The organism is Paenibacillus sp. FSL H7-0350, assembly GCF_038593195.1.
Lineage (GTDB): Bacteria > Bacillota > Bacilli > Paenibacillales > Paenibacillaceae > Paenibacillus_AQ.
In genome coordinates this window covers 566,486-589,417 of the sequence record NZ_CP151972.1, presented here as the reverse complement: position 1 = coordinate 589,417, position 22,932 = coordinate 566,486, and the positions used below count along the sequence as shown (strand labels likewise).

Genomic DNA, 22,932 nt, shown 5'->3' with positions numbered 1-22,932 from the left:
GATGTTCATTAAGCAGGGATATTCCGCAGCGCTGGTACTACGTCTCGTGGGGCTAGCAGAGTCTACGTATTACGACCGTAAGAAACGCAAGTCACAGGATACACAGGCCGTACCCCAGGGGCGCGGAAGACCCGTACCCGGCTACTCCCTGACCGAGTCTGGAGCGAAGATTAGCGACGAGGAAATCCAGGAATGGCTGCTGGAATTAATCGCTGGAGAAGAGCACGTGTACGGATACAAACTGCTGGCCAAGTGCTTGTGGAACCAGCACCGTTTAAAGCTTAATCACAAGAAAAGCTACCGGCTGTGTCAGGCGCTGGATATCCTGCAGCCGCAGCGTCACAAGCGTTTTAAGCATCCCCGGAAGCTGCCGGAGAACCGGGTCATTACCGGAGCAGGCCAGCTCTGGCAGATGGACATTAAGTACGGGTACGTGGCGGGCCGCGACCGGCATTTCTTTGTCCTGAGCATTATCGATGTGTTTACCCGTGTCATCGTCGGCTACCACCGCGGATCGTCGTGTGAGGCCAAGCACGCCTGCCAGACGCTGGGACGCGCCATGGAGCAACACTGCGCCCCTGGCAGCGCACGCCCGGTGATCCGCACCGACAACGGCCCACAGTTCGTCAGCCACCTGTTTGGCGACATGTGTGAAAGCTGGGAAATGATCCATGAACGCATTCCGCCTCGAACGCCGGATTTAAACGCTTTTATTGAATCGTTCCACAGTAATATTGACCGGGATTTGTTCCGCAAAGAGGCATTCGACACGTTCGAAGAGGCCTATGAAGCGGTGGACCGGTACATGGACTTTTACAACAACCGCAGAATGCATACGAGCCTTCGGAACATGCCGCCAGCTACCTTTGCGGAGTGGGTCCTGACCCAAGAAGACCGCTCCCGCTTCTTCTGGCCGAGAGAAAAAGCGAAATAAAGAGCATATCTACGACAAGTACCGATTCGGCCCACGCACCCCAGCACCCACCATTGTATTCGGTTTTCCACACACATAAAAAAGCGTGCCATCCGCATTCCTGCGGTGCACGCTCTTGTCCGTTAATGCAAATGCTTCCGTTAATCCGTATGCAGTGCCCCCTGCGGCTTGCCGGAACCCGGGGTCCCGGCGGGCTCTTTGGCATTGCTTGTGCCGCCCAGCTTGAAGACCAGGATACCGCCGACAATGATCAGCACGCCGATCAGCTGGTTGAACGAGAACGGAACCTTTTCCAGGCCCAGCCAGCCCAGTGAATCCCAGAGCAAGGCGAAGCCGAGCTGGGCAGTTAGTACAATTGAAATGGCATAGGTGGCGCCAAGGATTCTGGTGGCCTGAACCAGGCAGATTACGACCCCCACCCCGATCATCCCGCTTAACCAGTACCAGGGCTGCATGTGCTGCAGCGTGAACATATTCTTCCCTTCCATAATCAGCCCCATGACGAGGGAGGCGGCGAAGCCCATGCCCAGCACCAGCGTAGTGGTCGACCAGGAGCCCGTGTGCTCATTAACCTTGGCGTTGAAAATATTCTGTAAACTGACCAGCGCGCCCGCGATCAGTGCAAGTACTAACCCTGTTAACATATCTCTTGCCCCCTTCGTCTAGAACTTCAGTACAACTACTCCGAGAATCATCATCCCGATGCCGATAAACTGCGGTAGCTTCATTTTCTGCCGGACAACTCCGAACCAGCCCCTGATATCAATGATAAAGGTAAGGCAGAGCTGGGCAATCAGCAGCGCCGAGATCGTAAGGGTAACCCCGATGTTCTGAATGGCCGTTACCTCACTGAAAATCACGAAGGCGGCCAGACCGCCGCCGCTGATGTATAGCGGATGTACCTTGCGGAAGCCGTGCTTTTTGCCGTCCCGTACCACCAGCGCTATCGCTAACGCCATAATGAATCCGGTAAGCTGGGTAATGGTTGCCGCCTGCCACGTGCCGATATCCTGGCTGATTCTGGCATTGGCTACCCCCTGAAGCGTAATGCAGGCCCCGGCCAAAAATGCGAATATGATCCCTCTCATCTGTCTCTCTCCTCTTTTTGCTTCTCTGTACTTATTAAAAGCCAGTTCGCCGGATTGGAAAAGGACATATGTCCTATTCGGTAAAAGTCTGCTAGCCGCGCCGCCTGCATCGCCCTGCTGAAGAGACAACAAGCCCGTTTCAGGCCGGATTCCGGCTCAAAACGGGCTTGCATAGACTTTTCGGCACAAGATGATTGCACACCGGACTCTTAGGAGATAAGATTCATCTCCCGCAGCTTGTCCATGATGATGACACTGACCGCCGATACCCGGTCTATGTCCTTATAGGTTAACCAGGCCAGCTCCTCAATCTCCGAAGCCGGGGCAAGCTCGCCTGTGAACTCTGCGGTCAGGCAGGTCATCCGGACGAGGACGCCTTCCGCTTTACCATGGGCCGGAGCCTCGAAGCTTCCGAACGCTGCAATCGTCTCCGGCAGGATCTGAACCGACAGCTCCTCTTCAATCTCGCGGATCAGAGTCTCGGCATCACTCTCACCGGGCTCCCGCTTACCGCCGGGGAAATAATAGGTATCCTTGCCTGTGGAACGCGCGCCCAGCACCTTGCCGTCCACAACATAGATCCAAGCTACCTTATCTATTACATTACTCATTGTTAGTCTGCACCTTTCCTTCTACGTCACGCTGAAACGGTACTGCTCTCTTAAGAACCGTGTACCCGTTCCTGCTTGCTGCTTGAATATGCATATGCTGTCCGGCCTCTTCCCAGGGCACAGCATATCCCTCACCCTTGGCGCAAAAAATAGACGCCGAGGAGTAGGCCGGGTCTGCATTTTTATTATAATTCCGCTGCTCCACCACCGCCCCAGTCTGGTGGCAGGGCTCATATCCGGCCACTCTGAGCGACATCGCTCCCTTACCCTGCGTCATCGCCGCCAGTCTTACCCCGTAATTCATGAAGCTTTCCGCCGGAACTGTGCCGGTAATTACGGCCTTGGACGGTGTAATATCCGGGGGATTGAAGCGGCCGCCGGCTTGCTGAATATCACTCATAACCTTTCCCACATCGTCCGGATCTATCCGGATCTTCAGGTCGTAGACCGGCTCCAGCAGCAGATTCTCTGCCTGCTCCAGCCCCTGGCGCAAGGCGCGGTAAGCCGCTTCCCGGAAATCACCGCCGCTCGTGTGCTTATTATGCGCCTTTCCCGTCAGCAAGGTGATCTTCAGATCTGTCAGCGGGGAACCGGTCAGCAGGCCGTGATGGCCGCTCTCCAGCAGATGCTGCTCAATCTGATGCTGGTAGCCTGCCGCGAGATCATCCGGGTGGCAGCGGTTCATGAACGTGATCCCGCTCCCGCGTTCCCCTCCCTCAAGCATCAGATGAACCTCGGCGTAGTGGCCCAGCGGCTCGAAATGCCCGCAGCCATAGACCCTACCGGCAATGGTCTCCTTGTAGAGAATCTCCGGCGGGCCGAACGAGATCTTAAGCCGGAACCGCTCCGCCACGATCTGCTCCAGAATCTCAAGCTGTATCCCGCCCATCACATGGATATGCAGCTCCTGGAGATCTTCATCCCAGCTTACATTCAGTGACGGATCTTCCACGCCGAGCTGTCCGAAAGCATGCATCAGCTCCTTCAGGTGCACGGGCGGCTTGAAGAGCACCTTGGATTTCAAGGTGGGTATAAGTCCGCTGCCCTGCGCGTCCTGAAGTGCGCCCACTCCCGCACCGGGTAGCACGGAGCTTAGGCCGACAACGGCGAACAGCTCCCCGGCGGCAGCCCAGTCAGCAGCGCTATAAGCAGTACCGTTATACTTGCGGATTCCGGTAATCCGTTCGGAAGTTTGTTCCGCTTCAGGGCCATAAGCCAAGCTCTCGCGGTTCTTCAGAACGCCCTGCAGCGCTTTGATGTAGGTGATGCGGGTACCTCTGGCATCGTGGCGGATCTTGTAGACCCTCCCGGCAAAAGGCAGCGTATGATCGTACTCCGTGAACGTGAGCGCATCCAGAACCTCCAGAAATTCACCCACACCCTGGTCCAGCAGTGCAGAGCCGTGCATACACGGAAAAATCTCTCCGCGTTTCACCATAGTCTTCAGCGCACTGCGGTAATCGCCGTCCGTAAGCGTGCCTTCAAGATAGGGTTCCAGCAGCGTCTCTTCGCGTTCGGCAAGGAACGATTTCATCTCCTCGGTCCACGCAGCTTCCGGCTGCTCCGTCAACAGCAAGGCATCGCCGCTAAGCAGCTGCCGGATCTCTTCCAGGACGCGCTCAGGGTCGCTGCCTGCACGGTCGGTTTTGTTAATGAAGAACAGGGTCGGAATCCGGTGCTGGCGCAGCAGCTGCCAGAGCGTTTCGGTATGGCTCTCTACGCCCTCCACCGCGCTGAGAATCACCACTGCATAGTCCAGCACTTGCAGACAGCGCTCCATCTCCGGGGAGAAATCGACATGGCCCGGCGTATCCAGCAGGAAATAGCGGGCATCCTTATAGGTGAACTCCGCCTGATCGGCGAAGACGGTGATCCCGCGTGCTTTTTCAATCTCATGGGTGTCCAGGAACGTATCCTGATGGTCCACACGCCCCCTGCTGCGGATGGCTTCGGTATGGTAGAGCAGCTGCTCGGCGAAGGTTGTCTTCCCGGCATCTACATGGGCGAGCAGTCCGACAGTTATATTCATAGAGTACCGCTACACCTCTCCACGGATATGCGGAACCACCTCTGACTGGTAAAAGGCAGCCAGGCGCTCCATATCCCCTGGGCTGAAGGAGGGTACATCCAGTGTGGCCAGATTATCATTCACCTGAGCCTCATTCTTGAAGCCCGGAATCACACAGCTGACTGCCGGATGGTCTAGAATCCAACGCATAGAGGCCCGTGCCATATTGCCGCGTCCTTCAGCTATCCAATCCAGCTTCTGCGCCAGCTCTACACCCTTACCAAAAGGCAGCCCGGCAAAGGTCTCGCCCACATTGAACTGCTCCCCGTTCGCATTGAACTTCCGGTGATCATTCTCCTGGAAGGTACTGGACGTCGTGAATTTGCCGGTCAACAGACCGCTGGCCAGCGGCAGACGCACCAGAATTCCTGCACCCTTGGACGCAGCCTGCGGCAATAACTCCTGTGCCGGCTGCTGCCGGAACAGATTGAAGATCACCTGAAGCGCTGCAACGCCAGGATACTCCAAACAGAGCAAGCCCTCCTCTATAGTCTCAACGCTGACGCCGTAGTGACGGATTTTACCCTCGGCCTTCAATTGGTCCAGCGCCGCGAATACACTCCCATCACGCAGAATCTCCATCGGCGGACAGTGAATCTGATACAGATCAATCGCTTCCCGCTCCAGACGGCGCAGGCTCTGCTCACAGTATTCACTGATCCGGCGCGCGGAGTAATTCTCCGGGTCATGTATATCACCGGCGCGGCAGAACTTCGTGGCGATATGTATCTCATCCTGCTTCCCCCGGGTCGCCTTGGCGAGCAGCTCCTCCGCATGGCCGCCGCCATAGACATCTGCCGTATCGAAGAAATTCACGCCCTGCTCCATCGCCGCCTGCAAGCCTCTCAGCCCGTCCTCATCCTTACTGCTGCCCCAATCCCCGCCAATCGCCCAAGTGCCAAAGCTGACCTCACTGACAGACAGACCTGTATTTCCCAGCTCGCGGTATTTCATCCTATGAACCTCCGTTTATGAGTTTGTATGGAACCGTTCACAACTCTTCTTATTATGAAGGGTTTGGGCGGTCAGGTCCAGTTGGCGGCTCCTCTTGAACATACATTGGGGCATCCCGCCGCGCTACTCTGCATCCAATGACTTATAAGCTCCGTGCGATCTGGACGATCTTCTGAATCGTACCGGGTACTTCATCACTGTCGTTGATTACAAACAGATACTCCGACTCACTCTCCGTAGGCGGCTCAGCCTGCCCCTTCTGTAAATCCGCGATTTGCCGGGTCAGCACTACATCGAAGCTCTTTGATTTTCTAAGGATAGCTGTGCTCCGTTCACTACTCGCTATACGCGAATACAGCAGCTCATCGGGCAGATTGAAATATACCAGCACACTAACCAATCCCTTCTGGTGAAACCAATCCAGCATTCGCAGTCGGCCTTCCCTATTGGAGTAATTGTTACACATGATGATGTGCTTCTCCGATTCATGGATGGCATAATCCACTAACGTTCGGGTCAGAGCGTCCTTGAGCGTATTCGCCCCTTGCTTGGGCAGCAGACTTTCGTACCGGGTATAGATGAATTCAGCCAGATCATCCCGGTCAATAACGGCTGATTCAGGTAAGCGCCGCTCTAATTCTCTAGCAAATGTGGTCTTCCCGCTATGCGTTTTACCGACTGTAAGGATTGCTAACCTCTTCATCAATACCGCTCCCTTCCATGGCAAAAGCAAATACCGGATAGCTCTCCACCGGCTCGAAACCGAGCCTCAGCGCGAGCTTATGTGAAGCCATATTCTCATGCGTTGTTTCCCATAAGGGCAGCATTCCCTGATCGAGATAGTAACTAATTAACGATGCAGCGGCGAGCGTAGCATAGCCCTTCCCGCGCTCGGATTCTGCATAAGTATCTACATCAATGAAGTACCTGTTATTCACGCCGAAGCCGTTATTTTTGCAGATGGAGACTACCTTATCCCTAACCTTCACTACAGCACCAGAGGCTGTCAGCCCAACGAATCTGTCCTCTCTTGCAGACCTATAATGCTCCGGTAAGGCGAGAACAGGAAATTCCTCATAGGTGACAGATAGATCTCCCTCCAAGGGGATAGCAGCACGCCTGTTTCTCAGCTGAATAAATCGTTCGCTATTGAATTCATAGACCGACTCCATATGTCTGTCTACGCTCAGCCCGGCAATCTCAAGCGTAAGCAGTTCCGTCCATGAATCACTATCTTCCGTATAGATCTCGAACCCGTTCTCTTGCCTCTGCTGGCAATCAGGTACGACTACCGTCTGCAAAAAGGTCATTAGCTTCAGGCGGTTATTCTCACTACTGATATCTCCGGCAGCATACATCCATCTCCCCGTAGCCCATACCACAGCCAGTGCCGGCGCTTCCATATGATCGGCAAATACCCGCCCGGGATAATTCTCCAGCAGGACGGATAAGGCAGGAAGGTGATGCTTTTTACCGGCATAAAAATCATAAACTGCAGCAAAATTCTCAGGTTGCAGCTCCAAAAGCTTATTCAGCTCATTCATTACGCTTCCCTCCATGTATGTATCTCGCCTCAATACCGCAGCACCAGCACAAACCGCATGCCCCGCTCCAGCGGCTCCGCGTAAATATCGCCGCCCATCTTCTGCATCAGTTGCTTGCAGATGAAGAGGCCGAGGCCGTTGCCCGGCTTGCTGTCCGCGTTGGACCCGCGCCAGAAGCTGGTGAAGATGTGGGGCAGCTCGCTCAGGAGCAGCGGCTCTCCAGAATTCCCGATCACAATCAGCTGGCGGTAATCCTCCTCACGGAATGTAATAGAGATAGACTTGCCGTCTCCATACTTAATGGCATTCTCAATAAGATTATTGAGCACCTCATGCAGCCGTTCTTCGTCCCCAAGCAGCAGCTTGTCCTGATAAGCACCTACCTCAAGCTCCACCATCAGCAGCTCCAGCCGCTCCTTATGGTTATGGAGAACCTTGCGGATCAGCCCGCTGAGATAGAATTCTCCCGGAACCACCTCTACATTCTGCAAAGAGGAGACGGACGCGGTGATGATCCCGCCGATCAGCTGCTCCATTTGCTCTGCTTGCTGACCAATCATCCGGGCGGCCGATTGCCGCTTGACTTCACTGTCATAGAGGCTGTCCGCAAGGGCGCTGGCGTAAAGCCTGATCGTGGCGACTGGGGTTTTGAGTTCATGCGAGAGGGACGCGACCAGCGTCTGGCGGTCTTTTTCCAGGCGGAGATTCGTCTCTCTCTGGGCATCCAGTGTCTGCCGCAACAGGTCCAGCCCCCACACGAACCGGCCGAAGAACCGGCTCCGGTGCTCCTTCATGGCTATCTTCAGCTGCCCCCGGGATAACTCATAAGGAAGCTCCTGCAGGGTATGGAACGGCCGCAGAATCTGCTTGCGGATGTAGAACAGCAGCCCCATAACCGCGCCAAGCGCCGCCAGCAGGAACAGATTCAACACCAGAAGCGTACGTACATCCGGCCCGGGCATCCGGTAAGAGAACCTTAAGTATCCTGTGCTTTGCTGGTCCGCATACAAGGGCTTGACCATGAATTCACTTGCGTCCTCCACCCCGATACCGGCAAAAAAGCGCTGAACCTCATCCGGCCCCGCCTCCTTCCCGATCCAGCTTAAGCCGTTCACGTAGGAATACCTGTTCAGATCCGGCAGCAGTTCCTCCAGAGGAATTCCTCGCTGCACCTGCTCATAGATCCGGTTGATCTCTATCCGGTAAGCCTTCCCGGGTGTCCCCGTCTCCCTGTAGGATACATATCCATTCAGAGCCGCTATGAACGTCAGCCCGAGAAGTAATGTCCAGAGCAGCAGCCTGTTAAATGCCTTCATATTTATATCCCACTCCCCAGACGGTGACGATACGTCTTGGCTCTTTGGGGTTCAGCTCGATTTTGTCCCGCAGCTTGTTCATATGTACGGTCAGCGTGGATGGCTCACTGAAGCTGTCTGCTCCCCACACCTGCTGGAACAGCCACTCTTTGCGCAGCGCCTTGCCCTTGTTGCTCATCAGCAGCACCAGCAGCTCGTACTCTTTGGCCGTCATCCCGAGCGGCTGGCCGCTTCTATATACTACTCTTGCGGTCTGGTTCACTGTAAGTTCGCCATCCGTCAGCAGCAGCTTGTTCTCGTTCATCTCATAGCTCCGCCGCAGATGCGCCTTGACCTTGGCCGTCAGCAGCGGAGCCGAGAAGGGCTTCTCCAGGTAGTCGTCCGCACCCAGCTCAAGCCCGATAATCTTGCTCTCATCCCCGTGGCGTGCGCTCATGATCAGAATCGGCAGATTGAACTTCTCCCTGGCGATTCTGCATACGGCGAAGCCGTCCAGTCCCGGCAGCATAATATCGAGCAGCAGCAGCTTGACGGCATTCATCTCCAAGTAAGCCAAGCCCTCTTCCGCAGAGGCCCTACTGCATACTGAATATCCTTCTACCTGCAAAAAATCCTTCATCACCTCCGCCAGCTCATCATTATCCTCAATGATCAGAATGTCCGCCACGGCTCTCTCCTCCTGCTGCTTGCAGCTTCCTACCAGCCCATCTCCATCAGCCAGCCGGTCAGGCTGCGTTCACGTTCCCTCGGGCCTTGCTCCGGCATATATTTGCCCAGCACATGCTCGCCTTGAATATTGCCGTCCACCATATACAGTACCTTATCACTCTGCGCGGCAACCTTCACATCATGTGTAACCACCATCAGCGTTGTTCCTTCCCGGTTGATCCGGCAGAGCTCAGACATGACTTCCTGTGCGGCTTTAGAATTGAGCGCACCTGTCGGCTCATCCGCGAACAGCATAGCCGGCTTGTTGATGAGCGCCCGGCAGATGCAGGCCCGCTGCAGCTGTCCGCCGGACACCTCTGTAATGTCATGGCCCGCCGTCTCCATAATGTTCAGCTTGCGCATCAGCTCATCGGCATATTGATTCACCTCGCTGCGTCTGCGTCCTTGTCCGCTTCCCTTGCCGCTCAGCGACTGATAGCCTGATAGAATAATATTATCATAAACGGAGAGATTACTCAGCATATGCATCTGCTGGAAGATGAAGCCCATTTTGTGCAGCCGCAGTTCAGCCATCCCCTTCTCCGAGAGCTGCGAGAGACTCTCCCCGTCAAAGACCACCTCACCCGCAGTAAGCCGGTCCATCCCGCTGACGGTATAGAGCAGCGTAGACTTGCCTGAACCGGACGGCCCCATGACAGACACGAACTCTCCTGCATGAAGCGTGAAATTGATATTCCGCAGAACATTATTCTGACCTTTATTGACGATATAGGTCTTGCATAGGTTGGTTACTTCCAGTACTGCTGCCATTTCGCCACTCCTTCTTTTCTCTTGAGATATAAGCCTATTCCTTATTCATGTTCCATATCTGCACACGCTTGATCTGGCCGCAGCTGGTGTACACTGCCAGCATAACCACGGCCAGGATCAACAGCGGATACAGCAGATAGACCTGAAGCGGAAGAATATTGAGCCGGAGGCTGGTCAGTCCGAATATCCGGAAGATGAGACCCAGTAGACGGCTGCCGAGGGTATTCGCAGCGATTACGCCCAGCACCAGCGAGACGGACATAATGATCAGAATTCGCAGCGCCTGCCACCGCCGGATCGCGGCATTCGTGAAGCCGATGCTTTTCATGACAGCAATGCCATGGACCTCCTTCGCAATCATCAGTCTGACGAACAAGCTGGTGATGAAGAACGTAATGAGGCAAATGATAGCCGTAAGCAGTCTATTGATGCTGTGAAGCTGGCCCATGAAGCCGCCGGTGATCTCTCCCAGCAGTTCGAGCGAGGTTTTGATGCCTTGCTCCGGGAACTGCTCCTGAATTTCCTTCATCATCCCCGCCTTTGCTTGCTCTGGGGCATGGAGTTCGCCGGAGAACAGGTAAGCGGATATCGTCTTCAGCTCGTAGTCCCGGGCAATCCAGACTGCATACCCCTCGTTGGAGATACTTTGGAACAGTCCGCTGATCATGAAGGTTCCCTTAACCCCATCGATTTCAAAAGTAATATTGTCGCCCACCCGCTTCCCGTATTTCCCGGACATGATGGTCGTAATTGCAATTTCATTCTTCAGCAGCGGGGCCGTCCCCTCCAGAATCTCAACAGACCCGTTCTGATCATTCTTCTGGCCGTTGATCCGCCGGTTGGCCTGCCCGTTATCGGAGATATATTTAGTACTTACCGTATAATTCGCTGTAAGCGTGGCCTCGAAGCCCTGATCCTTCAGCCGCTTGGACAGTAGCGCCTTCTCCTGTTGGATCTGCTCTACGGATTTCTCTGCCACGACGGTTGGACTATAAAAATCCGCACCGATCGTCCCGAAATATTCCAGGAACTTAGGTGTCACGATGGTATTGGTCAGATTGACCGGGATCAGGATGATCGCCGAGCTTAAGATCAGCGTCAGGATCAGCGAAGTGTAGCTCTTGGCCCGGTTCAGCACATCGCTCAGCGCGAGGAAGAACGGGGGCGGGAGGAAACGGCTTGTATGTAAATGAATGCGGCGGGACGCCTTGAAGCGTTCACCGGTCTGGCCTTGCCGGATTGCATCAATGGCCGATGCCTTGTTAATCTTGCGCATGCAGAGTAAGCAGAACAGCAGAATGAATGCGATCATAACCACAATGCTAAGCGCCGAGATCATTATATTGATGCTTCCTCCGGGCAAAATCATATACTGCGAGGTTTTGCGGGACATCAGCGCAGTCAAGGGGAGACTGATGCCGAGTCCGAGAACGCCGCCGAGACAGGCCAGCCCTGTATATTTTGTCAGGTACAGCTGCTTGATCGCCCGGTTCCTGAACCCGATGGCCTTCATAACGCCAATCTCCTTGTATTCATCCTGCAGGGTGGAGACAATGGTGAAGCGCAGGGTCAGAAACGCAATGAAGATCAGGAACACGCTAATCGCGAACATCATGGCTGAGATGATCCGGTCCGTCATATAAGTCATCTTGACCAGCGCCTTATCTACCTCGAAGCTGATGGGCAGATCACTGTTCGCAAAAGAAGAAGATATCTCGGTAGATGCTACACCCGGTGCCGCCACGAAGCTCCATAGATTCATCCGTTTATCTTCGGGCACCAGCTTCTCTATTTCCTTGAAATCCTCTGCTGACAGCATGAGGCGCTTCAGTCCAAGCAGATCCGCCCCCATGAACGCATCCTTGAAGTAACCGTTCACCGTGAACGTTCTCGTAATCTCACCGAACTTAAGCTTCAGCTGCTCTCCCGGCAAGATACCGCTGCCCAGCATCAGGCTGGCCGGAAGACCGATCTCCCCCGGGCGAAGCGAATATCGCTCATTGTCCTCACCGAAGACCAGGTTCACCTGTTCAGGAATGGCGGATAACACGAAGCTTACATTTCCCGCGAAGCTCCTGCGGCCTTCAGGCATCGTAACCTGATTCAGGAAGAGATTGAGCTGCCGTTCTGTATAAGCTGTCTCCACCTTCTTCTCCTGCTTCACCCAGTCCTCTACTGCCGAGTTATGGACGGGGTCATTGGCCAGCGTGATATTAAGATCCGCCACCTTGCTGGCTTCAATGAAGCTGCCCAGGGCGCTGGAGGTGGAATACATCAGGCTGGAGCTGCTTGCGGCTAGTGTGGAGGCGAGGATGATGAGGATCAGCAGAACGGTATTCATCACCTTTTTGCGCCGCAAATCCTTTTTTAGAATAGTCAGGAACACGTTTATAATCTCCCTTCGTCAAGCTCTGTCCTGATTATAATCCGGCAATTGTTAAATAATCCTTAAGTCGGACTAATCCTTGTTCAAGCGACGGAAACAGCAAAAAGAGCTACGGAACAAACGCTCCATAGCTCCTTACTTGCCCTGCATCAGAATTGTTCTTTGGCGTAATTGTAAAATGCCAGTGCGTCTTCCCATGACGGGAATCCGGCCTGAGCCAGCTTGTCGCTGCCCCCGCCCTTGCCCTGGTATCCGCCAAGGTGGGCCTTGAAGAAGGCACCGCATGAGAAATCCGCAGATCCGCTGTGCGCGAGCACCGCCTTATTCTCCGCCGCACTCAGCAGGAGCACCGGAAGGTCGGTCAGTGCCGTCAGCTTCGCAGCCAGACTCTGGAGATCCTTAAGTGGTCTATCGTCCGAAATATGTGTGAGTACCCCGCTACCCTCTTTCATAGAAGCTAACAGGTCCCTGGCCAGATAGCTGTCATTCTGCTCCTTTACGCCAGCCAGTTCCGCTGCCAGCAGCTTCTGCTCCTGCTCCCACTTTCCGATCCGGTCCATAATTTCGTCCTTGCCTGTATTGAATCTGGCGGACAGCTGACTCATGATTTGCATATGATCTTTGAATTCCGCAAGCGCCCGGCTTCCGCATTTGAAGGTAATTCTAATATTACCCTTCTGCTTCTCAGACCGCAGCAGCTTGATCATCCCAATCGCCCCGGTTGAAGCGACATGAGTGCCGCCACAGGCGTTATGCTCGACTCCTTCAATCTCGACAATCCGGATATCCTCTGTTACCTTAGGAAGCTTCACCAGCGGCAGCTTGGCCATTTCCTCTGCGGTCACGAAGTAGCTGGTAATCGCTAGATTCCGGTAGATCTTGCGGTTCACCTCTTGTTCAGCCTCCGCCAGCTGCGCCGCTGATAGTTCCTGCAGATCAAGATCAATCGTGGCATAATCGCTGCCCAGGTGGAAGCTCAGCGTCAGTGCCTGATACAGCTCGCGGAATACCGCCGACAGTAGATGCTGGCCACTGTGCTGCTGCATATGGTCGAATCTCCGGGTCCAGTCGATGGCGCAATCCACATCAGTCTGTCCGGGCAACTCCGCTACCTTATGCAGCACCTCCTGATCCTCCAGTACCACATCCAGCACAGCAATACCGCCGATGGTTCCTGCATCGCAGGGCTGTCCGCCACCGTGCGGGTAGAAGGCCGTCTCCGCAAGCGTCACATAGATCCCGTCTTCACGCTCAATCACGGAGGTGATAGCGGTACTCCATGCTTGAATATATGCTGAATCATAATATAGCTTCTTGGTCATTACTTAAGCTCCCCCATTCGCATCCGTTGCAGGTCCGAAGAACTTCTCCATGACCACATAATCCTTGCCGCCTTTGCTGAACACTTCATCCGTTCTCTGCATGCCGAATTTCTTGTAAAAGCCTGCCTTGTAGGTTCTGGCATTACAGAATATCCGCCGCACCCCCGCTTGCTCCGCTTCCGCAAGAACCGTGTTCAGCAGCTTGCTGCCGTAGCCCTGCCCCTGCTCCAGCTCCAGGGTGGCGAACTTGCGGAACTGTCCTTCTGTACCGTTGACGAACAGGGATAACACCGAAACCAGACGATCTCCCACGTACAGCCCGTAATGCTTGCCTTGATCGTCATCTGCGAGCTTAATATAGTCCGGCTCCCGCTCGGGCCACATCACTTCATGCCTAAGCTTCCAGACTTCTTCCTTATGTATAAGCTTGATCTCCATCTCATCCACTCCATTAGTTGTGCTTAATGCATCGTATCCCATATTTGCTTGCCGATCAATATGACAGTGACTGTAATGAATAACGGCCGGATATACGCCGCCCCTTTGCGGATAGCCATCCGTGAGCCGACAACGGCTCCGATCACCATCGGAATCCCCAGAATCAGGCCATGGGTGTAGCTGACAGAACCCAGGGCAATGAACGTAAGCAGGCTGGTGATATTGCTGGCAAAGTTCAGGATTTTGGCGTTGCCTGCGGCGGTTACAAATTCAAACCCCATCATCAGAAAAGCAAAAATCAAAAACGACCCCGTTCCCGGGCCGAAGAACCCGTCATAGAAACCTATAACCAGTGCCGCCATGCTTCCGGCCAGGCGCAGCCTGCCGTTTTTTGCGGAGAAGGTGGAGATATCTCCCCAGGATTTTTTGAACAAGGTATAGAGGGTAATTACGACCAGCATCACGATAACTAGCGGCTTCAGGAACTCGGAAGGCACCTGACGGACAGTCAGCGTTCCGGCCATCGCGCCCATGACAGATAAAGGGATGAGGGTGCGGACCAGCTTGAAATTGATTTTGCCGGAACGCACGAATGAGGCGGTGCTGGTCAGCGAACACATCGATCCGGCCAATTTGCTGCTGCCGAGCAGCAGGTGAAGCGGAATGCCCACCGACAGCAGAGCCGGAATCGCGATCAGTCCGCCGCCGCCCACTACAGAATCAATTAATCCGGCCAGAAATCCGCAACCCACCAATATAAGAACCATACTGAGTGTCCAGTCTTCCATTCCTGCGCCATTCCCCCTGTTACTCTAATCTAATTCCATCCGTGAGCGGCATACCAGACGCCGTCCCTGAATGTATTCCAGGCCTCCTGTACGAACGGAATGATATTCTCCGGCAGTGCATCCACCGGGAACCAGCATACCTCATCGCATTTGTCCGGCTCCATGTTGCGGATCTCTCCAGTCCACTGCTCCGCCTTGAAAAAGAAATCCACCCGCTCATCCCCGGAGGTACGCAGGTGCATCGTTCCGATCAGGGTAAGCTCGGCAGGAGCAATAACAGCACCGCATTCTTCGCGGACCTCACGGATGGCGGCAGTATGAAGCGGCTCTCCGCCATCCAGCTTCCCGGCAGGCAGTCCATACTCCCCGTCATGATGACCCGTATTCGCGCGCCTGAGCAGCAGGACTTGCCCGTCCTTAATCAGAAATATATGGACTACACTGACTAATCGAAAGACTTCCATTTCCAGTTCTTCCCCTCTACTCTCACTTACGAAAGAATAAGCGGACAAGCCTGGAAATCGGCATGCCCGCTTATTCAAAATACCGCTATTCTATTCTCCCAAATCCACGTTGTGATAAACCTGTTGTACATCGTCCAGATCTTCGAGCGCGTCGATCAGCTTCTCGAATTGGGCCTGTGCATCTTCAGGAATCGCCACATCATTCTGTGGAAGCAGCGTCAGCTCGGCTACCGTAAATTCGGTAATCCCTGCGCTGCGGAAGGCTTCCTGTACTGCATGGAACTGGTCCGGTTCGGCGTATACAATTACCGCCTCATCCTCTTCCAGCACATCGCGGACATCCAGGTCTGCTTCGATTAGAAGCTCCATCACCTCATCCGCAGATTTACCTACCACCCCGATGACAGCCGTTGGATCGAACATATACGTAACCGATCCGCTGACGCCCATATTGCCGCCATTCTTGCTGAAGGTAGAACGAACCAGCGGAGCCGTACGGTTGACGTTGTTAGTCAGCGCATCGACTACAATCATCGAGCCGCTTGGACCGAAGCCCTCATAACGCAGCTCTACGTAATTCTCATCGCCGCTGCCTTTGGCTTTCTCCAGGGCACGGTCAATAATCGCTTTCGGCACATTGTAGGTCTTGGCACGCTCGAGAACCACCTTAAGCGCCCGGTTGGATTCCGGATCAGGCTCACCCTTCTTGGCAACCACATAGATTTCTACTCCGAACTTGGCGTAGACCTTACTTGTATTAGCATCCTTGGATGCTTTCTTTTCCTTAATATTATTCCATTTACGACCCATATCGTTACCGCTCGCTTTCCAACATTTGATGTTAAATAGTCCTGTACATTATACCTCTCTTCAATCAATCCCGTAAAGGGCTGTCCACACACCTTCACAAATCCAGCAAATTCAGCATCCGCTCTGTGCCCGCCGCCTGAATCAGCCAGGGCAGACGCGGACCCTCCCCGGCACCAAGCACCAGCTGATAAATGATAGTGAACAGTCTTTTTTGCCGGCTGCGCATCGTCTTCTTGTCTTCATGCTGACAAATGGCGTAGATTTCGGTCATCCGCTGCGTCTCGTCCAGCTCCCTGCTCCGTAGCAGACTGCATAAGCTCCGCAACCATTTCAGCTCTACTCCGGTAAGAGAATGATAATAAGCATAATTGGGCGAGTCTTGAATCGTCACCAGCTTGTGCGGCATCCAGTTCCTGATCCAGTATTCCGCCCGGTCCGCCACCCTCTGCAGCCGCAGCTCATCTGCATCTTCCCCGTTTCTGTTGAACATCTCCCGGAGCCTTCCCCTGTCGAAGTTAATTAAGGGAAGCAGACTGGCTACCTGACCGAAGCTAACGGTGGTTCCAGCACTCAGTGGAGAGTCGCTTAGCAGAGACAGCTCCAGCGCACCCGCAAGATCGCCCGTTAACGTGCCTGCCCGCGCTCCTGCAGCATAACGCTCGAACTCCGCATAATTGCGCAGCACATCCTCATCCAGCCCGATATGGAAGGCGGCATTCGGCTGGTATTTGGCGAACAGGAACAGGATATTCTCAGGGTCATAGACCTCTAGCAGATCATCTGGAGTGTAATTATGCCCGGAGGAGCTGGACATTTTGGCGAAGCTGCCTTTGATGCTGATGAATTCATATGGCTCATACACAGGTGGTGAATACCCGAAGATCTGCTCTGCGATGACCGCAGCCACATTATAGCTCCCTGTCTCAGACGAATGGTCACGGCCGCCCGGCTCGAATACGACCTGTTCCTGCTGCCAGCGCATCGGCCAGTCGATTTTCCAGTGCAGCTTGATATTGTCCGCCTGCGGAATATGTACGATATCGCAATGACCACAGCCGCAGCGGTAAGCCACAGTCTCCGCTGTGTCGTCGTAATCCAGAATGGTGGTCGAGTCTTTGCCGCAATGCCCGCAATAGAGATGGATGGGATAGAATGCAGCCCGTTCCTCCGCCGAACTCCCGCCTGTTTTGAATGACATCAGGATATCGTAGATCTCTCCCCGGCGGCGCAGGGCGTGCAGAATTTGCGGAGAATAACGGCCTGACTGGTATTCCCGGCTCTGATAGATGAACTCTGGCTCAATCTCAAATACCTGAAGCGCCTGCTGGAATTCCGACTCGAAATGTGCCGCATACGAAGCATGACAGCCATACGGACAAGGCACCTGCGAATAGGGAAGCCCAATATAATCAGAGAAGCCAGGGTCTACGTGGGCCGGCACTTTACGGAACCGGTCGAAGTCATCCCACGAGAAAATAAACCGCACCTCCTTCCCCGCCCGCCGCAGCGCCTTCGCCACAAATGCAGTCGTCACCACCTCGCGGAAATTCCCGATATGAACGGACCCGGACGGGCTGATCCCGGATGCACATACATACGTCTGCCGCTGCGGATGCTCCGCGATTAACCGGCTTGCCATTCTCTCTGCCCAATGCATGATAATCACCTCTACTGTTTGATATAGTTGGGTAAAAGCAAAAAAACTCCCGCGCTCAAGATTAATATCTTGAGGACGAGAGCTTGAATCAGCTTCGTGGTACCACCTCTGTTCACGGACAAGTTGCCTTATCCGCCTCTTCGGGTACGGCCATAACACTTATACCCTATCTCTGTAACGGGAGATCCCGGCATACCATCCTTGGACATCCTGTGCCCAATTCCCTATGCAGCTCGGAGACTTTTTTCAGATCAGGCGATTCGCTGCTCCCTTTCACCACTCTGGAGCTCTCTGTGAACGCTGCCGCCTGCTTACTCTTCTCTTCATCGCTTGTTGCTGTAAGTTGTTATCAGCCATTTTACGCTGGGGTGGATGGTTTTGTCAATGAAACTTAAGCTCCAAACAACGTACAACCTCACCAACACATAACTCTTCACTGACCTTTTGGAATCCTAAAGACTCATACAACAATCCGGCTATCCGGTTGTCGGGTCTATGGCCGATCATTAATCGGGTACACCCTTCGTTTCGCATATGCCCGATTAATTTCACCATGGCTTGTCTGGCATAACCCTGTCCTTGATGATGCTCATCAATCATAAGGGCAGGTATCCAGCAGTTACCGTCCTCATCGGGAGTTGTACAAAAGACAATAAATCCTACCACCACATCTCCTGAATAAATGGCCCCCAGCTCAAATTCCTGCACGAATTTTGCTTCAGCAATCCAATTAACCACCGGAGCAGGAAAAACGCTTTGTTGCTCTGGCTTCACTTTCAGCAATGTGCAATCATACCAGTTCTCGGCCGATACAGGTCGTAGTTCAATAACCATCATATTCCCTCCAGAGATATAGACTCAGTATTGAATCCGCTCCCAACATTATACTGTAGAGGGAATCCGTACGACTGGTACAGAATGGTTAAAGAAAAAGACTACAACTACGAAAAGGAGGATTGCCACCCCCGGCAATCCTCCCCACTAACTTACACCCAAACCTCATTCGCCGTCTCAATCACCAGCCGCAGCTTATCCCACTGCTCTTCTTCTGTCAAAATATTGCCTTCCTCCGAAGAGGCGAAGCCGCATTGTGTACTTAGGCATAGCTTGTTGATGTCTACATACTGTGCAGCTTCTTCGATACGCGCGATGAGCTGCTCTTTACTTTCCAGACCGCCATGCTTCGTCGTCACCAGTCCCAGCACCACGAACTGGTCCCGGATGAAGCGCAGCGGCTCGAAGTCGCCGGAGCGTTCATTGTCGTATTCGAGGAAGAACGCGTCCACGTTCGTATTCGAGAACAGCTCCTCGGCGACCGGCCCGTACCCTCCGGCGGCGAACCAGGTCGAGCGGAGATTGCCCCGGCATACATGCAAGGCAATGGTCATGTCCGCCGGGCGGCCGGCAATGCTCTCGTTGATCAGCCGGACGTAATCTTTGGCCAGCTGATCCGGGTCAACGCCCCTGCTGCGCAGATGAGCACGATGTCTGCCGCTGCACAGCGTCCCCCAGGTGGTATCATCCAGCTGCAGATAACGGCAACCGGCATCATAGAAGGCCTGAATCGCCGACCGGTACACCTGAATGATGTCGCCGTACAACGTTTCGGTATCAGAATAAATCTCGTTTCCGTTATACTCCTGCACGAAATGGAACAAAGAGGGGGAAGGAATCGTCATTTTGGCCATGGTCTCTCCGGCCATCTGCTGCAAGCTGCGGAATTCCTCGACCATAGGATGGTCCCCGAAGGCGATTTTACCGGTAATTCTGAAGCTCTCGGCCCGGTTCAACTGTTCTTTGGTAGCCCCGGGGGTACCACCAAGCGTAATCCTTCCAGTACCCTCAATCCCCAGGAAGAAGTCAAGATGCCACCAGGAGCGGCGGAATTCTCCGTCTGTGACCGCATGCAGCCCAAGCGCCTTCTCCTGCTCCAGCAGCTTCCGAATCTCCACAGTCTCAATTTCCTGCAGTTGTCCCGCAGTTAGTTCACCTTCCGCATGTAGGCTGCGCGCATTCTTGATCTCCTCTGTACGCAGGAAGCTCCCGACAATGTCGTAACGGAAGGGCGGTGCGTTTCTTGTCGATCCGATCACTGGACTGCTCATACGTCCCTCCTGCTCTTATAGTAAGAAAGATTCAAACTTAAACACATTACCCGACACCAAATCATTCAGAATATCAATATATGTAGACATAATCTCACTCGGTTTGCGGTCCTTGTGGGCGATCCAGCCGACAGAGAACACTTCCTTGCTGTCAAAAGGAATCGTGATCAGCCCCGCATCATCCAGCTCAGAGGCCATAATCCCGGTCCCCACAGTATACGAATCGCTTCCGAGCAGCAAATGAGTCAGCGTGGCCCGGTCGGTCACCTTAATATTCTTCTCAATCTGTGTGAAGCTAAGCATCTCCTCCGAGAAATGCAGCGAATTGTTATCCCCCTGCTCAAAAGTAATGTAAGGATACGGATGAATGTCCTCCGCCGTGATCCACTCTTTTGCAGCCAAAACATGTCCTGCCCGCACATAGACATGCGGATTCGTATTGAACAGCGGAGTGAACTTCAGGTTCCCGTCACTGAACAGCTTGTTCATGATCTTGTAGTTGCTCTCGTTGATATACAGAATCCCGATGTCACTGCGCAGGGTACGCACATCCTCGATGATCTCATAGGTCTGCGTCTCTCTCAAGCTGAAATTGTACTCCTGCACCTTGCTCTCCTTCATCAGCTTCACAAAAGCATCCGTAACAAACGCATAATGCTGTGTAGATACCGAGAAATAGATCGGGCTGCGCTTCTTGCCGGTATAGCGGTTCTCCATGAATTCGGTCTGCTCAATAATCTGCCGGGCATAACCCAGGAATTCCATGCCTTCGGCTGAGATACTGATCCCCCGGTTATTCCGTTCAAAAATCGTGATGCCAAGCTCGTTCTCCAGCTCTTTGATAGCATTCGAGAGGCTGGGCTGCGACACAAATAGCCGTTTGGCCGCTTCATTCATAGAGCCGCTGTTCGCAATCTCAATCGCGTAGCGGAGCTGCTGCAAAGTCAAACCTTTTCCCCCTCCGATCAAGGACTTCACCTGGCAGGTCCATCAAAATAAGAATTTACTTGTTATCCTAGCACACCTGCCACGTCTGATCTACTATAGATTATTGAAGCAGGTGGCCTGGCGGATGTTACTGGGTGCGCTTCTTGCCTGCGTCGATTTTGGCCGGGTCCAGCCCTTCCCAGATATTCTTGATCTTCGCGTTCTCAGGGTCATCGAATACCAGGAATGCCGTTGGCAAGTAACGCTCCCCATACTGCGAAGAGGGCTTGTTGACAATCTCATTGTCCTTCACCAGCACTGTCGAAGATCCCCCATCCAGATTGGCCGCGATGACCGCCCCATGCTTCAGCATAATCTGCTGCACATCATACAGGTTCGCCCCGATACTGTAGCCCGGCTGCCGCCCGTCAATGACTACGAAGATGAGCGCACCGTCTGCCCGTTGGCCCATGGCTGTTCTTGGCGCGATGCCCCAGCCTTCGGCGGCATTCTTAATCTGGCCTTTACCGTTCACAATAATCCGCGGCTGAAAAGTCACTGCCTCCTGCACGCCCATCTTGCTGAGCTGGTCCAGGGTATAATTCCCGGCAATCATCTTGCCTTCCTTATCGATGCCGACTATCTGTGTGGATTTCTTGCCGCCCAGTCCATTGTAGAACAGCTTCCCTTGCGAGATCACCAGCCCGATCGGCTTGAAGCCATTGCCCTTCCAGTTCGGATCGGCGAAGCCGCCGCCGTTCACCCCGGCGATAGCCCCCGTCCGTGCTACCATGCTGGATACCTTTTCCCCGGAGCCAATTTTGCTCGGCACACCCAGGCGCACCTTCTTGGGGTCGTTCACAATCATGACATAGCCGCTATAGCCACTGCCCGAAACCTCTTCAACCTGGACCAGTGGTGTATGCTCAGCTTCCTTTACAGGCTCAGGCTTAATCTCATGGGTATCTACCTCGTCGCCCATCTCCTCGAAGCGCTTGGTATAATCGCTGACGCGGTGCTTCAGTTCCTCTTCGCCGATAATATATTTGGCCCAGTGCCGGTGCTGCGTCGTAATCAGCGTATCTGCGATCAGGAAGCGCGTATTCTTGGCCGACGGTGCGAAATAGAGCCAGCCTCCGGCTGCTATAATCAGAATGAAACAGACCATGAACACCCTGAAGAGTGTACGGAAGAAACCTCTTTTCTTGCGCTTCGGCGCCGGCTTCTTCTTCTTGCGGACAGTAGAACGTTGTGGTAAAGAGCTCACTCCTGGAATCCTCCCTAACATACTGATAATGGTTAAGTCTACAAACTCACAACTTCCATGATAGACGAAATCTCTGATTTAAAAGTTTCAGTTTGTTCAATTCTCTGTCCATAAACTGTAAACCGCTTAAGTTCCGGCTAAATTATGGTAGAGTGAAGTTATATCTTAAATATAAGGAGTGTTATAGTGAACGCTTTTCTAACTGAATTTGAACAACGGATTCGCGAGGGTTTTGTGGCTGACCTTGAAGCGATTTTAGCGGAAGTAGCACATGAGAAGGTGTATGCCTGCGCAGTCGGGACGGATAGCGACTTTGTCACTCTGTTCCTTGCTGTCAATACAGAGCAATCCCTTGCCAGACATATTGCCGATATGACTAGTGAAGGGTTATGTGATGATGCTGAAACAGAGCTTTATTACAAATGGGGAATTTCTGAATTTCAATATGGTGAGCATTCGCATTTCAATCATATCAGCCGTTTTTTATATGCGGAGGATAATGTATATCAATATAAAGATGAAATGGTCAAAATCATTGCCAAGATTGTCAATGAAACCAAGGACGATTTATTCACTAAATATAATCAAACCAAAGAGGACATTACCTTCTTTGTATCCATGACCGACGATGAGCTGGCTGAGGAATTAGAGAATGAATCGGTGGCGCTGATGACAAATCCTGAATTGGTTCCAGAGTTTTTAGCGCGTTATGATGCTGAAATCTAAAGAAACCAAACAGCGGCAGCCCGGGCTAACACCCCTGACTGCCGCTGT

General features: G+C 53.4%; 23 protein-coding genes and 1 other annotated feature. Of the genes, 2 read left to right on the top strand and 21 right to left on the bottom strand.

Annotated elements, in window-relative coordinates; all coding sequences use genetic code 11:
- Position 1 precedes the first annotated feature (1 nt).
- Positions 2 to 934 (top strand): IS3 family transposase, encoded by a 933-nt coding sequence (locus NYE24_RS02850; protein WP_339807776.1) that lies wholly within the window; start codon positions 2 to 4, stop codon positions 932 to 934.
- A 140-nt stretch (positions 935 to 1,074) separates the two neighbouring features.
- Here NYE24_RS02850 and NYE24_RS02845 read toward each other — a convergent pair whose 3' ends face one another.
- From NYE24_RS02845 to NYE24_RS02745, 21 genes are all read right to left on the bottom strand, one after another.
- Positions 1,075 to 1,578, bottom strand: a complete 504-nt coding sequence (locus NYE24_RS02845; protein ID WP_342477973.1) for a DMT family transporter — start codon at positions 1,576 to 1,578, stop codon at positions 1,075 to 1,077.
- 18 nt (positions 1,579 to 1,596) lie between these two features.
- Positions 1,597 to 2,022 carry a DMT family transporter gene (locus tag NYE24_RS02840; protein WP_036693966.1) on the bottom strand — a complete coding sequence of 142 codons (426 nt, stop codon included), beginning with the start codon at positions 2,020 to 2,022 and terminating at the stop codon, positions 1,597 to 1,599.
- Positions 2,023 to 2,231: 209 nt separating this feature from the next.
- Positions 2,232 to 2,633: an NUDIX domain-containing protein gene (locus NYE24_RS02835; protein ID WP_342477972.1), complete on the bottom strand. Its 402-nt coding sequence runs from the start codon at positions 2,631 to 2,633 to the stop codon at positions 2,232 to 2,234.
- On the bottom strand, positions 2,626 to 4,662 hold the full coding sequence (locus tag NYE24_RS02830; protein ID WP_342477971.1) for a translation factor GTPase family protein: 2,037 nt from the start codon (positions 4,660 to 4,662) through the stop codon (positions 2,626 to 2,628). The genes NYE24_RS02835 and NYE24_RS02830 overlap by 8 nt, the downstream gene beginning before the upstream one ends.
- Before the next feature lie 9 nt (positions 4,663 to 4,671).
- Positions 4,672 to 5,655, bottom strand: coding sequence for an aldo/keto reductase (locus tag NYE24_RS02825; RefSeq protein WP_342477969.1), 984 nt, complete (start codon positions 5,653 to 5,655; stop codon positions 4,672 to 4,674).
- Between the two features lie 142 nt (positions 5,656 to 5,797).
- The gene (locus NYE24_RS02820) at positions 5,798 to 6,358 is read right to left on the bottom strand and encodes an AAA family ATPase (protein ID WP_342477968.1); all 561 of its coding nucleotides are present in this window, start codon (positions 6,356 to 6,358) and stop codon (positions 5,798 to 5,800) included.
- Entirely contained in the window at positions 6,327 to 7,199 is an 873-nt protein-coding gene (locus NYE24_RS02815) for a GNAT family N-acetyltransferase (RefSeq protein ID WP_342477967.1), read from the bottom strand. Before NYE24_RS02815 ends, NYE24_RS02820 begins: the two co-directional genes overlap by 32 nt.
- Positions 7,200 to 7,228: 29 nt before the next feature.
- On the bottom strand, positions 7,229 to 8,515 hold the full coding sequence (locus NYE24_RS02810) for a HAMP domain-containing sensor histidine kinase (RefSeq protein WP_342477966.1): 1,287 nt from the start codon (positions 8,513 to 8,515) through the stop codon (positions 7,229 to 7,231).
- Positions 8,502 to 9,182 carry a response regulator transcription factor gene (locus tag NYE24_RS02805; protein WP_342477965.1) on the bottom strand — a complete coding sequence of 227 codons (681 nt, stop codon included), beginning with the start codon at positions 9,180 to 9,182 and terminating at the stop codon, positions 8,502 to 8,504. Before NYE24_RS02805 ends, NYE24_RS02810 begins: the two co-directional genes overlap by 14 nt.
- Positions 9,183 to 9,211: 29 nt before the next feature.
- Complete coding sequence (locus tag NYE24_RS02800) at positions 9,212 to 9,994, bottom strand: ABC transporter ATP-binding protein (protein WP_342477964.1); 783 nt, start codon at positions 9,992 to 9,994, stop codon at positions 9,212 to 9,214.
- A gap of 34 nt (positions 9,995 to 10,028) precedes the next feature.
- Complete coding sequence (locus tag NYE24_RS02795; protein ID WP_342477963.1) at positions 10,029 to 12,380, bottom strand: ABC transporter permease; 2,352 nt, start codon at positions 12,378 to 12,380, stop codon at positions 10,029 to 10,031.
- Between the two features lie 149 nt (positions 12,381 to 12,529).
- Positions 12,530 to 13,702, bottom strand: coding sequence for an alanyl-tRNA editing protein (locus NYE24_RS02790; protein WP_342477962.1), 1,173 nt, complete (start codon positions 13,700 to 13,702; stop codon positions 12,530 to 12,532).
- A 3-nt stretch (positions 13,703 to 13,705) separates the two neighbouring features.
- Complete coding sequence (locus tag NYE24_RS02785; protein WP_342477961.1) at positions 13,706 to 14,140, bottom strand: GNAT family N-acetyltransferase; 435 nt, start codon at positions 14,138 to 14,140, stop codon at positions 13,706 to 13,708.
- 23 nt (positions 14,141 to 14,163) lie between these two features.
- On the bottom strand, positions 14,164 to 14,928 hold the full coding sequence (locus tag NYE24_RS02780) for a TSUP family transporter (protein WP_342477960.1): 765 nt from the start codon (positions 14,926 to 14,928) through the stop codon (positions 14,164 to 14,166).
- A gap of 29 nt (positions 14,929 to 14,957) precedes the next feature.
- Complete coding sequence (locus NYE24_RS02775; RefSeq protein ID WP_342477959.1) at positions 14,958 to 15,392, bottom strand: NUDIX domain-containing protein; 435 nt, start codon at positions 15,390 to 15,392, stop codon at positions 14,958 to 14,960.
- 90 nt (positions 15,393 to 15,482) lie between these two features.
- Complete coding sequence (locus NYE24_RS02770; RefSeq protein WP_342477958.1) at positions 15,483 to 16,202, bottom strand: YebC/PmpR family DNA-binding transcriptional regulator; 720 nt, start codon at positions 16,200 to 16,202, stop codon at positions 15,483 to 15,485.
- Positions 16,203 to 16,296: 94 nt separating this feature from the next.
- Positions 16,297 to 17,859 carry a lysine--tRNA ligase gene (lysS, locus tag NYE24_RS02765; protein WP_342477957.1) on the bottom strand — a complete coding sequence of 521 codons (1,563 nt, stop codon included), beginning with the start codon at positions 17,857 to 17,859 and terminating at the stop codon, positions 16,297 to 16,299.
- A gap of 68 nt (positions 17,860 to 17,927) precedes the next feature.
- Positions 17,928 to 18,195: a binding site (T-box leader), on the bottom strand.
- Positions 18,196 to 18,240: 45 nt separating this feature from the next.
- Positions 18,241 to 18,696, bottom strand: coding sequence for a GNAT family N-acetyltransferase (locus tag NYE24_RS02760; RefSeq protein ID WP_341025104.1), 456 nt, complete (start codon positions 18,694 to 18,696; stop codon positions 18,241 to 18,243).
- Between the two features lie 149 nt (positions 18,697 to 18,845).
- On the bottom strand, positions 18,846 to 19,964 hold the full coding sequence (locus tag NYE24_RS02755; RefSeq protein WP_342477956.1) for a 5-methyltetrahydropteroyltriglutamate--homocysteine S-methyltransferase: 1,119 nt from the start codon (positions 19,962 to 19,964) through the stop codon (positions 18,846 to 18,848).
- A gap of 15 nt (positions 19,965 to 19,979) precedes the next feature.
- Positions 19,980 to 20,912: a LysR family transcriptional regulator gene (locus NYE24_RS02750; protein ID WP_036693986.1), complete on the bottom strand. Its 933-nt coding sequence runs from the start codon at positions 20,910 to 20,912 to the stop codon at positions 19,980 to 19,982.
- Positions 20,913 to 21,039: 127 nt separating this feature from the next.
- Positions 21,040 to 22,158: a phosphodiester glycosidase family protein gene (locus tag NYE24_RS02745; RefSeq protein ID WP_235218395.1), complete on the bottom strand. Its 1,119-nt coding sequence runs from the start codon at positions 22,156 to 22,158 to the stop codon at positions 21,040 to 21,042.
- 186 nt (positions 22,159 to 22,344) lie between these two features.
- On the opposite strand from NYE24_RS02745, the gene NYE24_RS02740 reads away from it, so the two are divergent.
- Positions 22,345 to 22,884 carry a DUF4303 domain-containing protein gene (locus NYE24_RS02740; protein WP_342477955.1) on the top strand — a complete coding sequence of 180 codons (540 nt, stop codon included), beginning with the start codon at positions 22,345 to 22,347 and terminating at the stop codon, positions 22,882 to 22,884.
- Positions 22,885 to 22,932: the final 48 nt, after the last annotated feature.